The sequence below is a fragment of the Pedobacter sp. GR22-6 genome (assembly GCF_037402555.1).
Lineage (GTDB): Bacteria > Bacteroidota > Bacteroidia > Sphingobacteriales > Sphingobacteriaceae > Pedobacter.
On record NZ_JBBEUC010000002.1, the window covers coordinates 185,515 to 200,127 of the forward strand.

The 14,613-nt window shown below is 44.5% G+C and carries 14 protein-coding genes; 13 read left to right on the forward strand and 1 reads right to left on the reverse strand.

All coding sequences use genetic code 11. The annotated features are described in order from the left end of the window. Nucleotides 1-107: 107 nt before the first annotated feature. Entirely contained in the window at nucleotides 108-2,312 is a 2,205-nt protein-coding gene (locus WAE59_RS08355; protein ID WP_337855499.1) for an ATP-binding protein, read from the forward strand. Here WAE59_RS08355 and WAE59_RS08360 read toward each other — a convergent pair. After that, nucleotides 2,273-3,121, reverse strand: a complete 849-nt coding sequence (locus tag WAE59_RS08360; protein ID WP_337855500.1) for an alpha/beta hydrolase family protein — start codon at nucleotides 3,119-3,121, stop codon at nucleotides 2,273-2,275. The two genes, WAE59_RS08355 and WAE59_RS08360, sit on opposite strands and share 40 nt — an antisense overlap. A 172-nt stretch (nucleotides 3,122-3,293) precedes the next feature. Here WAE59_RS08360 and hemA point away from each other — a divergent pair, with 172 nt between their 5' ends. The 12 genes from hemA (at nucleotide 3,294) to WAE59_RS08420 (ending at nucleotide 14,563) form a co-directional block, all read left to right on the forward strand. Continuing rightward, nucleotides 3,294-4,520: a glutamyl-tRNA reductase gene (gene hemA / locus WAE59_RS08365; protein ID WP_337856546.1), complete on the forward strand. Its 1,227-nt coding sequence runs from the start codon at nucleotides 3,294-3,296 to the stop codon at nucleotides 4,518-4,520. A 23-nt stretch (nucleotides 4,521-4,543) separates the two neighbouring features. Continuing rightward, entirely contained in the window at nucleotides 4,544-6,124 is a 1,581-nt protein-coding gene (gene hemC, locus WAE59_RS08370) for a hydroxymethylbilane synthase (RefSeq protein WP_337855501.1), read from the forward strand. 50 nt (nucleotides 6,125-6,174) lie between these two features. Then, nucleotides 6,175-7,143, forward strand: a complete 969-nt coding sequence (hemB, locus tag WAE59_RS08375) for a porphobilinogen synthase (RefSeq protein ID WP_337855502.1) — start codon at nucleotides 6,175-6,177, stop codon at nucleotides 7,141-7,143. A 3-nt stretch (nucleotides 7,144-7,146) separates the two neighbouring features. Next, on the forward strand, nucleotides 7,147-8,520 hold the full coding sequence (gene hemL / locus WAE59_RS08380; protein ID WP_337855503.1) for a glutamate-1-semialdehyde 2,1-aminomutase: 1,374 nt from the start codon (nucleotides 7,147-7,149) through the stop codon (nucleotides 8,518-8,520). Between the two features lie 37 nt (nucleotides 8,521-8,557). After that, on the forward strand, nucleotides 8,558-9,424 hold the full coding sequence (locus WAE59_RS08385; RefSeq protein ID WP_337855504.1) for a sensor histidine kinase: 867 nt from the start codon (nucleotides 8,558-8,560) through the stop codon (nucleotides 9,422-9,424). A 2-nt stretch (nucleotides 9,425-9,426) separates the two neighbouring features. Next, nucleotides 9,427-10,131 carry a response regulator transcription factor gene (locus WAE59_RS08390; protein WP_108203296.1) on the forward strand — a complete coding sequence of 235 codons (705 nt, stop codon included), beginning with the start codon at nucleotides 9,427-9,429 and terminating at the stop codon, nucleotides 10,129-10,131. Beyond that, nucleotides 10,131-10,646, forward strand: a complete 516-nt coding sequence (locus WAE59_RS08395; RefSeq protein ID WP_337855505.1) for a hypothetical protein — start codon at nucleotides 10,131-10,133, stop codon at nucleotides 10,644-10,646. The genes WAE59_RS08390 and WAE59_RS08395 overlap by 1 nt, the downstream gene beginning before the upstream one ends. A gap of 141 nt (nucleotides 10,647-10,787) precedes the next feature. Next, complete coding sequence (gene hemE, locus WAE59_RS08400; RefSeq protein WP_337855506.1) at nucleotides 10,788-11,810, forward strand: uroporphyrinogen decarboxylase; 1,023 nt, start codon at nucleotides 10,788-10,790, stop codon at nucleotides 11,808-11,810. A gap of 28 nt (nucleotides 11,811-11,838) precedes the next feature. After that, a complete protein-coding gene (locus tag WAE59_RS08405) occupies nucleotides 11,839-12,399 on the forward strand; it encodes a CopD family protein (RefSeq protein ID WP_337855507.1) in 561 nt (186 codons plus the stop codon). Nucleotides 12,400-12,535: 136 nt separating this feature from the next. Continuing rightward, nucleotides 12,536-13,039 carry an RNA polymerase sigma factor gene (locus WAE59_RS08410; protein ID WP_337856547.1) on the forward strand — a complete coding sequence of 168 codons (504 nt, stop codon included), beginning with the start codon at nucleotides 12,536-12,538 and terminating at the stop codon, nucleotides 13,037-13,039. Further along, nucleotides 13,020-13,733, forward strand: a complete 714-nt coding sequence (locus WAE59_RS08415) for a hypothetical protein (RefSeq protein ID WP_337855508.1) — start codon at nucleotides 13,020-13,022, stop codon at nucleotides 13,731-13,733. The genes WAE59_RS08410 and WAE59_RS08415 overlap by 20 nt, the downstream gene beginning before the upstream one ends. Nucleotides 13,734-13,741: 8 nt before the next feature. Next, on the forward strand, nucleotides 13,742-14,563 hold the full coding sequence (locus WAE59_RS08420) for an outer membrane beta-barrel protein (RefSeq protein WP_337855509.1): 822 nt from the start codon (nucleotides 13,742-13,744) through the stop codon (nucleotides 14,561-14,563). Nucleotides 14,564-14,613 lie beyond the last annotated feature (50 nt).

The window sequence follows — 14,613 nt, forward strand, 5'->3', positions numbered from 1 at the left end:
GAAAAACAAAATCAGAAATCAAGATGTATTTGGATACTTGATCTTTGCTGAGGACTTGGAAAATTTTAGCAGCATGTGTACATTCGTGCGCCAATCGGCATCATAAGATGGAAAAACTTCGCGATTCTTTTTTTAAGGCGTATTTTGAGATGCCTGTACCTCGTATTGTAGTCAGGTCTGATTCTTCGGATTATGAGGTATTGGCAGTTAATCCAGCTTTTAAGCTCATTAACAATTTGCCTTCGGATGAGCCAGCTCATCAGGCACTGTTTGCACTGATCAGAAATGGAAATGCCAAAAATAAGGCCATACTCAGAAATGCTTTGGAAGAATCGCGGTCGACCGGTAAAGCTGTGGAAATAGCTGAACTGGATATGAGTTCCCAGGAACTGCAGACTGACAGTGTCCTTTGGTGGCAAATCGAAATCTTGCCAGTGGCTAATGAGCAGGAACATACGGAATACCTAATCCTTAGTGTCAGGGATATAACTGCTGCGGTACAGGCAGAAAAAGAGATGGAAGAGGCCCGGTACCGCGTGCAGTGTTTACATGAAGAGCTGGCGGCGACGAATGAGGAACTGCTGGCCTCCAATGAAGAGCTAAACACTACGGTAGATGAGCTCAATGCTGCACGTTTGCGTTTGGAGGAATTTAATGCAGAACTTGAAAACCGGGTGCTACAGCGCACCAATGAGTTACAGGAAGCGCAGTCGGTACTTAGTCAGCAACATCATTTACTTGCTGCGGTCATTGACGAAGTGCCTGCGGGCATTGTGATCTTTAAAGGTGCGGAGATGAGCATCGACAGGATCAATACCAAAATGCTGGAGATGTGGAAAAGAGGGACGGAAATTTTAAAGAAGCCTTTGATAGAGGTGATGCCGGAACTCAAAGAGCAGGAATTTCCAGCCATACTCCAGGAAGTCTATACCACAGGTATCCCTTACATGGTTTGGGGATCTGCAGCGGAACTGGTAATCGAGGGTGTCCGCAAAACTGTTTATAGGGACTTTTCCTATACCCCACTCAAAGATGAGCATGGCCAGACACATAGCATTGTGGCCTTGAGTGTAGATGTGACGGAGCGTACCCTTAGCAGACAGCGGGAGCAGCAACTACTGGAGGAGTATACCGCGATCAATGAAGAACTGACAGCTGCCAATGAGGAGCTGGCCGCCACTAATGAGGAGTTGTATGAAAGCCAGGAATCCCATTCGCTGATGAACCAAAACCTGGTAGAAAGTGAAAGCCGCTTTCGTAACCTAGTGATGGAAGCCCCGGTAGCCATCTGTATTTTAAAAGGAGAACAACTTCAGCTTGAGATGATCAACTCGGAAGGACTGAGTATATTTGGAAAAGACCGCGGCATCATTGGACGGTCACTAAAAGAGGCTTTGCCGGAACCGGGCGCCCGGCCATTGCTCCTGATGCTGAAAGAGGTTTACCGCTCGGCCCAGCCTTTTTCCGGAAATGAGGTGGCCGCTGCTTTCGACCATGGCGGCAATGTCAAATCTGGCTATTACAGTTTTATATGTAAACCAATCATCGCTAAGGATGGCTCAGTAAATGCGCTGATGGTGGTGGCTACGGATGTTACAGAGCGAAAAAAAGATGAGCAGCGTAAAAATGATTTCATCGGAATGGTCAGCCATGAACTGAAGACTCCCCTGACCTCATTAAAGGGGTATGCTCAGATTTTATATGCGCGGGCACAGAAAGCCGAAGATCAGTTTTCTTTGCATTCGCTCGGAAAGGTGAATGACCAGGTGAAAAAGATGACAGAACTGATCAATGGTTTTCTGAATATTTCGCGCCTGGAGTCCGGTAAAATTCAGCTGAACAAGCAGGAGTTTTATTTTGACGATTTGGTCAATGAGAATATAGAGGAAGCAGAAATCGTTATGGCTACGCATCGGATTATTTTCCAACCTTGTGAACGGTTACGTGTATACGCAGACCGCGAGAAAGTGAGTTCTGTAGTGGCCAACCTGATCAGCAATGCCATAAAATATTCACCCGGTAAAGCGCAGATAGAAGTATCCTGTCAGGTCATAGATGAAAAAATCCGGTTCAGCGTAAAAGATTGGGGTTTAGGTGTTAGAAAAGAAGACCAGGCTAAGCTTTTTGACCGTTTCTACCGGGTGGAAAGCAGAGAGACACAACTGATTTCTGGTTTTGGGATCGGTCTTTATCTCAGTGCCGAAATCATTGAACGCCATGGTGGGCGCATTTGGGTAGAAAGTGAGGGTTCAGCGGGATCTACTTTCTTTTTTCAGTTGCCCGGACTGTCATCTACGTTGGCAGATGGATAAATAAACTTCAAAGTCTTTTCCGTCACTTCCTGCAGGTTTGGAGGAAGGCTTTCGGCTGAGTAGGGATGTGAGGCACCGTAAACATGATTTGCACCAGCTATTTTTTGAATTGTGGCCTTCAGTTGTTTTTGTGCCAGTTGTTGAGCCACGCCAAAATCTACATTCACGTCGTCATCACCATGAAGAATAAGCCAGGGTACCTGAATCTGTTCAGCTGCCTTAAGGATGTCATATTCTTCCTCATGCTGGTTGATGTCTTTAAGGAGTGTGCTGTTTAAGGGCATCTGCTCCTTGGTGCGGGCGTTTATTACATGAATGCTGCCTTTTGCCAGCCATTCTTGCTCCTGTTCTTTCTTCCATAGACTGCGGAAATCGGAGATGGAAGACCAGGTAACCAGATTGGCAATGCGTGCATCTTTTGCAGCCTTTAAAATCACTAGTCCACCCCCACGGCTGTGGCCGATGAGACTAAGTGGGGATTCTGACTGGGTCATCACATAGTTGACCACCTGATCCAGGTCGTATAATTCTTTGCTTACGGTATTTGCGGCAAAAGCCTCCATGTCTGTGACATCATTTGGATTTTCTGCGGTAACCCCGCTATGGGACAGGTTAAACTTGTAGTAGCGATAGCCTTTCGAGGCAAAAAAAGCAGCTACCTGGTTGTGCGCGCCCCAGTCTTTGAAGCCTTTGAAGCCGTGGACAAAAATAATTGTGCCGAGTATCGTCAGTTGATCGTCATAGGTGTAGTCGCCAAATATGGTTTTTCCTGCTGCGCCTTCCAGTGTAAAATGTGCCTTCTGTATCATATGTTGCTATATTCTTGCTCTTTAACGAATATAACAAAATAAAGGTTCTGATGTTTAGCTAGGCTGTTATAATTTAAAACCTTTCTAAATAGCTCTTAATTACAGCATAATGACAGTGGAACAAGGTTGTGTTGTTACTTTTGTTTCGCTAAAAACAACAGGGTATTATATTTTGGAATATTTAAAGATCATTGCTTTTACACATAAACAGATAGACCTCAAAAGTCTGGGTAAACTGGTCATATGTGAGCATACGCTGGACGACCGATTGAAGAATATCCAATCAGAACTCGGCATTAAAGAAATATTCTATGTAGGAACGTGTAACCGCGTTGAATTCGTATTTACTTCCCCGGAACATATTGATAAAACATTCATTCACCGATTTCTGACCGTATTGGACATGGGCTTGCCCGAGGCTTATATGGAGCAGTTTATTGATAATGTTTCGGCTTATGAGCAACTGGATGCTTTCAATCACCTTTTGCGGACTTCCTGTTCGCTTGAGAGTTTGGTTGTGGGTGAGAAGGAAATCCTGGCGCAGATTCGTAAAGCCTATGAGGCCTGCCGTGTGGCCGGTTTTACCGGAGACTATATGCGGATGATCATGAACCGTGTAGTAAAGACCGCTAAAGAAGTATATACGCATACCAACATCTCCAAGAACCCTGTTTCCGTGGTTTCCCTTGCTTACCGCAAACTCCGTGACCTTAAAATGTGTGCCAACTCCAGGCTGCTCATCATCGGTGCCGGTGAAACCAACAGGAACATCGCACAGTACCTGAAAAAACATAAATACTCTAATTTTTCGGTATTCAACCGGACATTGGAACATGCCGAATCTCTGGCTAAAGAGCTAAATGGCACAGCTTATCCGATTTCGGAGCTTCAAAATTATACACAAGGTTTTGATGTCATCATTACCTGTACAGGTGCTACCGAGCCGATCATCACTGAAGAAATCTACACAAATCTGCTGAACGGTGAGACGGATAAGAAGGTGATCGTTGACCTCGCGATTCCAAATGATACAGATCCGGCAGTAGTTAAAAACTTTCCGATCCATTTTATAGAAGTAGAGTCACTGAAGGAAATTGCACGCAAAAATATTCAGGAACGCTATGATGAACTGGTACATGCAGAGCACATCATTGAAGAAAACATTAAAGATTTTGACAGCGTACTGCGCCAGCGTAAAATAGAAATTGCGATGAGCGAAGTTCCTCAAAAAATCAAGGAAATAAAGCATACAGCGATCAACGGTATCTTTGCCGACGAAATCAGCGGGCTCGATGAGCAGTCGAGACTGGTGCTGGAACGGGTGATCAACTACATGGAAAAGAAATACATCAGCGTACCAATGGTAATGGCAAAGGAGATATTGGTAAAGAATAGCTAAATTTGCCTAAAATTAGCATTAACGTGAAAAGACTTACTATAGGTACAAGAGGTAGCGACCTGGCTTTATGGCAAGCCAACTTCATTAAAGACAAACTTGCGGGAATTGGCATCGAGGCCGATCTGAAGATCATCAAAACGCAGGGCGACAAGATTTTAAATTTAAGACTAGATAAACTGGAGGGCAAAGGATTCTTCACCAAGGAGCTGGAAGAAGAGCTTTTGGGCGGAACGATTGACATCGCTGTGCATTCCCATAAGGACTTGCCTACAGTGCACCCAATCGGGCTAACCATCGCTGCAGTAACCGAGCGCGAAGATCCGGCCGAACTGCTCCTGATTTTAAAGGACTGTGTAGACATCAGTCAGAACCTTTCCCTGAAAACCGGGGCTATGGTAGGCACTTCGTCCAACAGACGCAAAGCGCAGTTGCTGGCCTTGCGGCCGGACCTGAATATCGAAGACCTGAGAGGTAATGTGCCGACCAGGATCGGTAAATTGAGGGATGAGGATTATGATGCGATCATGATTGCAAGAGCAGGTGTAAACCGTTTAAATATAGATCTTTCTGAATTTCACGTAGAAGTAATAGATCCTGTAGAATTGGTGCCTGCACCGGCACAAGGTGCTCTGGCCATACAAATAAGGGAAAATGATGCAGAACTGTTTGAACTGCTGCAACAGATACACCATAAAGAAACTGCCGATGAGATCGGTGTGGAGCGTAAGGTGCTGAACCTTTTTGAAGGTGGTTGCCACATGCCCTTGGGCTGCTACTGTAAGAAAGAGGACGGACTTTATGAGGTCTGGACCTCGAAAGCTGAAACTGATGAGGATTTTCCTGACCGCGTGTTTTTCCGTGTAGACAGTTTAGAAGGTCTGGCAGAAAAGATCGTTGCGAAGTTTGCAGCTGACAAAAAGAAGCCTGCAAAGGTGTTTATTTCGAGAGAAGTAGGTGAACACAATTACTTGAGAAAAGCGCTGAGTAAACACAATATAGAAATTGAAGGCCGTTCGCTCATCCGGACTTTTCCGATCGTGAATGTATTGGATCCTTTTTACCTGAAGCACATTGACTGGATTTTCTTCAGCAGCCGCAATGCGGTGGAGTACTTCTTTAAACTGAAGCCTGTATTGCCTAAGAACGTAAAATTCGGGGTAGCAGGAAGAGGTTCGGAAGATTCATTGCGAAGGGTTGGTCATGTAGCAGATTATGTAGGTGAGGGCGGAGATATAGAAGAGGTAGCAGAATTGTTTGCTGAGCAGGTAGCTGGGAAAAAGGTACTTTTCCCCAGGGCTCAGGATTCGCTACAAAGCATACAGAAAGCCTTGAAACCGGATACTATAGTGGTGGATTTGCCGATCTATGAGACGGTAGTAGAAGATGACATCGACCAGACCTATGCTGATGTGCTGATCTTTACCAGTCCATCGAATGTAGATGCCTATTTTACTGATAATTTGCTTGATCCTGGTCAGCAGGTGATCGCCATTGGTAATTCTACAGGTAAGAAGTTTGACGAAATGGGAGTGAAATACATTTTACCTTATTCCCCTGATGAAATTGGATTGGCTGAGGCTGTATTCGGTATAGATATGAAATAAGTATTGTTCGCGAGTATCAAATATTTTTACGTAAGTAATCAATTATAAGTATGTTGCAACGTCCACGCAGATTGAGAAAGAACCCTTTGGTAAGGGAGATGGTAGCAGAGACCAGGTTGTCTAAGGATATGTTCATTTACCCTTACTTTGTAGTACCGGGGAATAACGTAGTACATGCGATCGACGCGATGCCTGGCGTCAACCACTTTTCTGAGGACACACTGATCAGGGATGTGGAGAAAGGTCTGAAGCTGGGCGTCAACAAGATCATGCTCTTTGGGGTAGGTGATGAAAAGAGTGCTGATGCTGCTTCTGCTTACCATGATCATTCTCTGGTACCCTCTGCTGTTCGTTTATTGAAAAAGAATTTTGGGGATGACCTCTATGTGGTGACCGATGTATGCGTCTGTTCTTATACCACACATGGTCATTGCGGAATTATGGAAAATGATTACGTACAGAATGATGCTACAGTAGAAGTGATCGCGAAAATGGGATTGACGCATGCACAGGCTGGTGCCGATATGCTGGCACCATCGGATATGATGGATGGGCGGATTGGTGCGATGAGGAGTGTGCTGGACGGAGCAGGGTTTGTCAACACTGCGATCATGAGCCATGCCACCAAATTTGCTTCCGCATATTACGGCCCTTTTCGGGAGGCCGCAGACTGTGCTCCAAGTAAAGGAGATAGGAAAGCTTACCAGATGGATTTTAGAAATCCAAATGAAGCACTGAGAGAAGCCATGCTTGATGAAAGCGAGGGCGCAGATGTGCTGATGGTAAAACCTGCTTTGGCTTATTTGGATGTGATCCATAACCTGAAACAGCATACCGAAGTGCCTATAGCCTGTTATAATGTATCGGGGGAATACTCGATGGTAAAAGCTGCTGCTGAAAAAGGCTGGATAGATGAACAAAAAGTGGTGATGGAAACGATGCATGCTTTTGCCCGCGCGGGTGCAAGTATCATTACAACCTATCACATTAGAGATATGGTGGAGAACAACTGGATATAAATTATGTTAGAATCGTTAAAGAAAATGTTTTCGGGAAATGAAGGTGAGATGCCGGTGAACACGGGAAGTAAACCAGATATTTCCAGGGAAAAGTCGGCCGAATTGTATGAGAAAGCGAAAAACTATTTTCCTGGTGGGGTAAACTCCCCGGTAAGGGCTTTTAAATCTGTTTATGGAACACCCCTTTTCATTCAGAAAGGCGACGGTTGCTATATCTGGGATGCCGATGGCAATCAGTTTATCGATTTTTGCGGTAGCTGGGGACCCCTCATTCTGGGGCATAACCATGCTAAGATCCGGGAGAAGGTGACGGAAGTAATGCAGAACGGAATGAGTTTTGGTGCTCCCACCGCATTGGAAAACGAACTGGCTGAGCTGATCATCAAAAATAATCGCTTTGTAGAGAAAATCCGTTTCACCAGTTCTGGTACAGAGGCGGTGATGTCGGCCATCCGCCTGGCCCGCGGCTATACCGGGAAAGACAAGATCATTAAATTCGAGGGTTGCTACCATGGTCACAGCGATTCACTGTTGGTGAAAGCAGGCTCTGGCCTGGTGACTTTCGGGGAGACTTCCTCTGCAGGCGTGCCTAAGTCATTTGCAGAAGAGACTATTGTGGTTGCGTTGAATGATCAATCCGCTTTAGAGCAGGCATTTGTCCAGTTTAAAGACCAGGTAGCCGCTGTGATCATTGAGGGAATTCCAGCTAATAACGGTCTCTTGATGCAAGATCAGGAATATGTACAGTTTTTACAAAAAATCTGTAATGACAACAAAGCACTCCTGATTTTTGATGAGGTGATCACAGGATTCCGTTTGGGTTTTGAAGGTGCAGCAGGACATTATGGCATTAAACCTGACATTGTTACCTATGGCAAAATTATCGGTGGTGGGCTTCCTGTAGGGATGTACGGGGCTTCTTCAGAAATTATGGCTCACATATCTCCGGATGGTGGTGTTTATCAGGCAGGTACGTTGTCGGGAAACCCGGTAGCTATGGCTGCGGGAATTGCAACTTTAACAGAATTGTTGCGTTCAGGTTTCTATAAGGAACTGAATAATAAAGCTTCAGAGTTTGCAGAGAGCATTCAGCGCTTTGCTACTGCAAGGAATTATAAATTGAAGGTATTTCATGTGGGGTCGATCTTCTGGTTGGCCTTTACAGATAAAGATAAAATACAGACTGCGGAGGACATCGATCCGGCGAGCATGGAGAAATTCAAGCAGATGCATAGGGAGTTGCTGAACAGGGGTATTTACCTCGGTCCTTCGGGTTATGAAGTTGGCTTTGTCTCTGCTGCGCATACGAAAATTGAACTGGAAAAGGCGAAAAGAGCCATATTTGAGAGTTTGGATCTCGTTTTCAGGAATAAGTAAATAATAGGTATATTTATAAGGTAAATCAGCATACATCTTGAAAAAGTCAATCGTCATATTCTATTTCCTGTTGTTGTATTCGGTGGTTCAGCTGATCAGTTGGGGCACCCTGGTGGTAAGATTGGATCGGTCCAGGATGGCTATGGTGATGGGAGAAGGCTCGGTTTTCTTGTTTCTGTTGTGTATAGGGGCCTATTTCCTGCACCGTGCGATCAGTAAGGAAGATAAATTGAGAGAACAACAGCAAAACTTTTTGCTGTCTGTGACACATGAGCTGAAGTCGCCCCTGGCAGCCATTAAGCTATCGCTGCAAACCATTGTGAAGCGTGATTTGGATAAAGCCAGGCAAACATCCTTACTGAAAAATTCATTAAAAGACATCGAAAGATTGGACGATCTGGTGGAAAATATGCTGCTGGCTACCAAAATAGAGAACAGGTCATATTCCTTTCCCAAGGAAGAGTTTGATTTCTCGGAGTTGGTGACCAAGATCACCGACCGCCTGCAGATACATTCTTGCGGCTGCGAACAGGTGATTGCACAAAAAATACAGCCAGGACTGAAAGTAACGGGCGACCAGTTTACACTGTCGTCAGTTGTGACCAACCTGGTAGAAAATGCCGTTAAATATTCAGGGCCTTGCGCGGAAGTTGAGGTAGAATTGCTACAGAAGGATGGTCATCCCTTCCTGAAAGTAGCTGACAAAGGGCCGGGCATAGCGGATGCCGAAAAGATGCTGATTTTCGATAAATTTTACCGCGTTGGTGACGAAAATGTCAGGAAATCTAAAGGCACAGGTTTAGGCCTGTTTATTGTTAAGGAAGTTCTACAAAGACATGACGCTGACATCAGCGTTAGAGACAACGTACCGCATGGTGCAATTTTTGAAATCACATTTAATTGATTATGCCACAGAAATTAAGAATATTACTGGTCGAAGATGAAGACCACTTATTGGATGCCATAAAATTAAACCTCGAACTGGAGGGTTACAAAGTTCATGCAGTGAAAGACGGCAAAACTGCATTGAAGGTTTTTAAAGAAGAACGCTTTAACCTGATCATCCTGGATGTAATGCTTCCTGAAATGGACGGCTTCCAGGTGTGTGAAACCATTCGTTTGGAAAATACAGAGGTACCTATCCTTTTCCTGACAGCTAAAAATACGAGTGAAGACCGTGTAATGGGCCTTAAAAAGGGCGCTGATGATTACCTGGTGAAACCTTTCAATCTGGAAGAACTGATCCTTCGTGTTGGCATTTTGGTGAAACGCAGCATGAAAGCTGATGATCTGAAAGAACTGAACTCTTATAAGATCGGCGATAAGACCATCTATTTCAATTCATTTGAACTGAAACAAGATGATGGAGTGATCGTGCCCCTGACCAAGAAAGAGACCATGCTTTTGAAATTGCTCATCGAGCGTAAGAACGAGGCCGTTTCACGCGAGCAAATTTTGGAAACCGTTTGGAATTACGATGTATATCCTTCTACACGAACGATTGATAACTTTATCCTGACCTTCCGTAAGTATTTTGAACCAGATCAGAAAAACCCGGTTTATTTTCATTCGATCAGAGGGGTAGGTTATAAATTCACTGACATCCATTAATGTATAACGCCAAAGGCAGGTATGTATTGATGGCACTATTTGTAGTAGCCGCCCTTGGATGCCTTTATTACGATCAGAATCAGCTTGCAGCACTCTGCGGGCTGATGTTTGCTTTTGTGCTGTGGAGTCATTTTAAGCACAGTTCCATTGTGCTGGCCTCCAAATATTTTCAGAAGGGCGATTACGAGAGAACAGAAAAGATACTTGCAGAAGTACCTAATGCCGACCGGCTGGCCCGGAACAGGCGGGGCTATTATGAGTTCATGCGTGCGAACATCGCCCTGAAGCGGGAGGAGTATGACATAGCAGAACATCACTTCCAGATCGCCAGCCGTTTTCCTCTAGGGGGAAAGAATGATAAGGCCTTTGTGCTGATCCACCTGGCCAATCTTGCTTTGCGCAAGAAAGACGCGGAGCGGAGCAAGGCCTATATTGCCAAGGCAAAGGAACTGGCCAGCACCAGCAAGGCGCAGGAAGTGATCGCCAAAATCGAAAAAGAAATCAATAATTTATAAAATATAAAAGAGAGGGAATAAAGAGTACGTTTGAGATCCTGAAATAAATTCAGGATGACGATGAGCAGATAAATAATGTAGCTTTACTTAATATAGCTTTACTTTTAGATAGCCCGATAACTTATCAACAAATTACAACACATGAACACGTTATTTTTAGATGCAGCATTTTCAAAGCAAACACAGCGCCCGCCCGTATGGATGATGCGTCAGGCCGGTCGTTTTATGCCTGAATACTGGGAGATCAAGAACAAATACTCCTTTTTGGAGATGTGCAAAACCCCGGAGATTGCTGCTGATGTAACGATGTTGCCAGTTGACCTGCTCGGTATTGATGCAGCCATTTTATTTTCCGATATCCTGGTAACGGGGGAAGCTATGGGCGGCGACCTGAGCTTTACTCAGGGCGTAGGTCCTAAGTTCGCAAATCCTGTGCGTACTGCGGCTGATGTAGATGCATTGGAAGTAGATGTGCTTGACCGTCTGCAATATGTTGCAGATGCCATTAAGGTGATCCAGCAACGTTTGAATGGAAGCATTCCGCTGATCGGTTTTGCCGGTGCACCTTTTACGGTGATGAGCTATCTGGTAGAAGGAGGTTCTTCCAAAGATTTTAAGACCACGAAACTGCTCCTGCACAATCAGCCCGAACTGGCACACCGCCTACTGGCTAAAATAGCAAAAGTGACGGCAGATTACCTGAACCTGCAGATTGCCGCGGGTGTAAATGCACTGCAGATCTTCGACAGCTGGGCATTGGCTTTGTCCTGGAACGATTATCAGGAGTTTTCTCACCGTTATATCCAGGAAATCATTGCTAACCTCAACAGAAAAGATATCCCTGTGATCTCTTTTTGTAAAGGAAGCTCGGTATTTGCTCCGATCATGGCGGAGGCAAAGCCTGATGTGATCTCTGTAGACTGGAATGCCGACCTGCTGAACATTAAAAATAGCCTTCCTGCGGGAATTGCTGTTCAGGGTAACCTGGATCCACATATCCTATATGCAGACAAGCCGGTAATCAAAAGAGAGATTCTTCGTTTATTTGAGCGCATGCGAGGAGAAAACGGATTTATCTTCAACCTGGGTCATGGTATTATGCCGGATATTCCTTTCGATAACGTAAAATACGCGATTGAAGTGATCAAAGATTTTAAATATTAATACCTGTAGTCTCTGATCGATAATAAAGATGATAGAAATCTTACTGCCATATTACCAATATTTTAAAGCTGTACACATTGTATTTGTGATCAGTTGGATGGCAGGTCTGTTTTATATTTTAAGTCTTTTTATTTATCATACAGAGGCCAACGAAAAGCCTGAACCTGAAAAAAGTATCCTCCAGAAGCAATTTGTGAAGATGGAGGATACTTTATGGAAGATCATTGCTACCCCGGCGATGGTCATTTCTGTTTTAGCAGGTGTAGGGATGCTGAGCATCAACAGTGGATTGCTGCAGATGGACTGGATGTGGGTGAAACTCGGTTTTGTAATCGGTCTGCTCGTCTATCATTTTATCTGTCAGAACATTGTGAGCCAGCTCAAAAAAAATCAGTTTAAGATGAGTAGCTTCCAACTCCGATTATGGCGGGAACTTGCTACAATTTTCATGATTGCCATTGTTTTTATAGTCATTATAAAAAGTGCATTGAACTGGATTTACGGCCTGGCAGGTATCATGGGAATTGCCATGTTGATCATGATGGCTGTCAAGTGGTACAAGTATTACCGTAAAAAACACGGCAACTAATTCCCCTTTTTATTTTTTTTAATCTTCGTGCAACCTTTTTGGAACTTGTGCCATCTTCTATATACCAAACACAAATGATTTGACGCAACATAGAATTGAGGACCTATTAGAAGGATGCAGAGCAGGCAACCGGAAGATGCAGGAAATGCTGTATAAGCAAACCTCGTCAAAAATGCTGGCCGTTTGCATGCGTTATGCAAAGGACAGGATGGAGGCCGAGGATGTATTGCAAATAGGTTACATTAAAGTTTTTCAAAAGGTTAAGGAATACCGTGGGGACGGTTCTTTTGAAGGCTGGATCCGAAGGATCATGGTCAATGCTGCCATAGAGAGCTATAGGAAAAATCTACGCAGTATGAGTGTCGTACCTATAGAAGATGCCTATGATCAACCTTCTACCGGGTTTGATTTCAGTAGGTTGGGTATGCAGGACCTGATGAGCGTGATCCAGAAGCTGGCCGATGGCTACCGGCTGGTATTCAACATGTATGCGATAGAAGGCTATTCGCATAGAGAGATTTCAGAAACACTGGGAATTTCTGAAGGAGCAAGTAAATCACAATTGTCCAGGGCAAGGACAATATTAAGAGCGGAAATTATGAAAATGGAGGGCATAAACTATGCAACACATGCAGGATAGTGAATTTGACAGGTTGTTCAAAGATCAGTTGGGAGCGGCTGAAGTACAACCATCGGCTGGACTGTGGGCAAAGATTGAAACAGAACTGGAGCCTAAACGCAAACGTAGCTTTCCGGTATATTGGATGGCTGCAGCAGCGGCACTGTTGATTGTGGGACTAAGCTTGCTGATGCCTGAAGGAGAGAAGATTCGGTTGCAGGCACCCGCAGCATTGAGCGCAAACAAAGCAGATGTTGCACCTGTTGTGGAGAAAGCAATGAAATCTGCAGGAAACGAGCTTGCACCAGTGAAAGCAGCGCAGAGTACACCATTGGTGATTGCGCCACGACTGACTGCGGCAGATATTAAAAAAAGTTTGGAGGTCTTGCAACCTAAAGCGGTTAATGAACATCCTGTAGATAAGGTAGATGAGAGACCTGCGGTGGTAGCAAAGATTCCGGTTCAGGTTCGGGAAGAAGTGATGATCGCCAGTGCTGAAGTAGCAGACAGGCAAATGGCCAGTGAAGTGAAAGAAGTAGAGCAGCCGGAACGCAGGAGCATCAGAAACGTAGGTGACCTGGTCAACTATGTGGTAGATAAGGTGGATAAGCGGGATAACAAAGTAGTGAAATTTAATACCGATGATGACGACAATTCATCACTGATCGCGATCAACATCGGCTTTATAAAACTGAATTCAAAAAGACACAAATAAACCAGGACATGAAACCATTCATATTAGCAGCAGTATTGGTAAGCGGACTTACCATGGCAGGAAGTGGCAAAAGCTATGCACAAACAGACACTACAGTAAAGGACAGCACTGTGGTAAAGAAGAAAAGAACCTATTCAGTCACTTACACATTTAATGGTGGCGAAAGTGAAAAAAAAGACAGTATTGCAAAGGCGAAAGGTAAAAAGGGGCGCTTTGTAGGAGGGATTACCTTTACACGTGTAGATTTGGGATACAGTAGGTTGGTGGACAATGGGAGCTTTACCCTGACTCCTGAAAATGATTTCCTGGATTATAAAGGAGGGAAAACAAGCACCTTTTCATTTGACATCCTGCAGATGGGTTACCGCTTCGGTTCAAATTTTAAGATCTATGTTGCGGGAGGTTTCGACTGGACACATATCCGTCTGCGTAAAGACATCACGATAGAACGTAACAAGCAAACACTTTCCTATACAGAAGATCCGATTCATTATTCTAAAAACCGTTTTTCGAGCAGCTATGTACACATCCCATTGAACTTCGAATTCAGAACGGACGAAAATGATAACGGAAACCGCTTTTATTTTGTCATAGGCCCTGAAGTAGGCTTTTTGCTGAACGGAAAAGTGAAACAGATCAGCGATGAGAACGGCAAACAGAAATTTAAGGACGATTACCACTTCCAGGCCTTCCGATATGGAGGTACGGTGAGGATCGGTTACGGGGGCTTTGGCTTGTTCACCAAAGTATATGCGAATGACATGTTTGCTACTGCAGCGCAGAAAGGCCTGACCAATATGTCCTTTGGCGTAACCTTCGGGCTCAATTAATCCAAACAGACCAAACACACAAATAAAACCCATCCCGCAGGCTTGTACTG

Excerpts from the sequence above, each read along its gene's own strand:
- WAE59_RS08415 (WP_337855508.1), top strand. The coding sequence starts at position 13,020 with ATGCAACACATGCAGGATAGTGAATTTGACAGGTTGTTCAAAGATCAG.
- WAE59_RS08390 (WP_108203296.1), top strand. The coding sequence starts at position 9,427 with ATGCCACAGAAATTAAGAATATTACTGGTCGAAGATGAAGACCACTTA.
- WAE59_RS08410 (WP_337856547.1), top strand. The coding sequence starts at position 12,536 with ATGCAGGAAATGCTGTATAAGCAAACCTCGTCAAAAATGCTGGCCGTT.
- hemE (WP_337855506.1), top strand. The coding sequence starts at position 10,788 with ATGAACACGTTATTTTTAGATGCAGCATTTTCAAAGCAAACACAGCGC.
- hemL (WP_337855503.1), top strand. The coding sequence starts at position 7,147 with ATGTTAGAATCGTTAAAGAAAATGTTTTCGGGAAATGAAGGTGAGATG.
- WAE59_RS08355 (WP_337855499.1), top strand. The coding sequence starts at position 108 with ATGGAAAAACTTCGCGATTCTTTTTTTAAGGCGTATTTTGAGATGCCT.
- WAE59_RS08395 (WP_337855505.1), top strand. The coding sequence starts at position 10,131 with ATGTATAACGCCAAAGGCAGGTATGTATTGATGGCACTATTTGTAGTA.
- WAE59_RS08405 (WP_337855507.1), top strand. The coding sequence starts at position 11,839 with ATGATAGAAATCTTACTGCCATATTACCAATATTTTAAAGCTGTACAC.
- WAE59_RS08420 (WP_337855509.1), top strand. The coding sequence starts at position 13,742 with ATGAAACCATTCATATTAGCAGCAGTATTGGTAAGCGGACTTACCATG.
- WAE59_RS08360 (WP_337855500.1), bottom strand. The coding sequence starts at position 3,121 with ATGATACAGAAGGCACATTTTACACTGGAAGGCGCAGCAGGAAAAACC.
- hemB (WP_337855502.1), top strand. The coding sequence starts at position 6,175 with ATGTTGCAACGTCCACGCAGATTGAGAAAGAACCCTTTGGTAAGGGAG.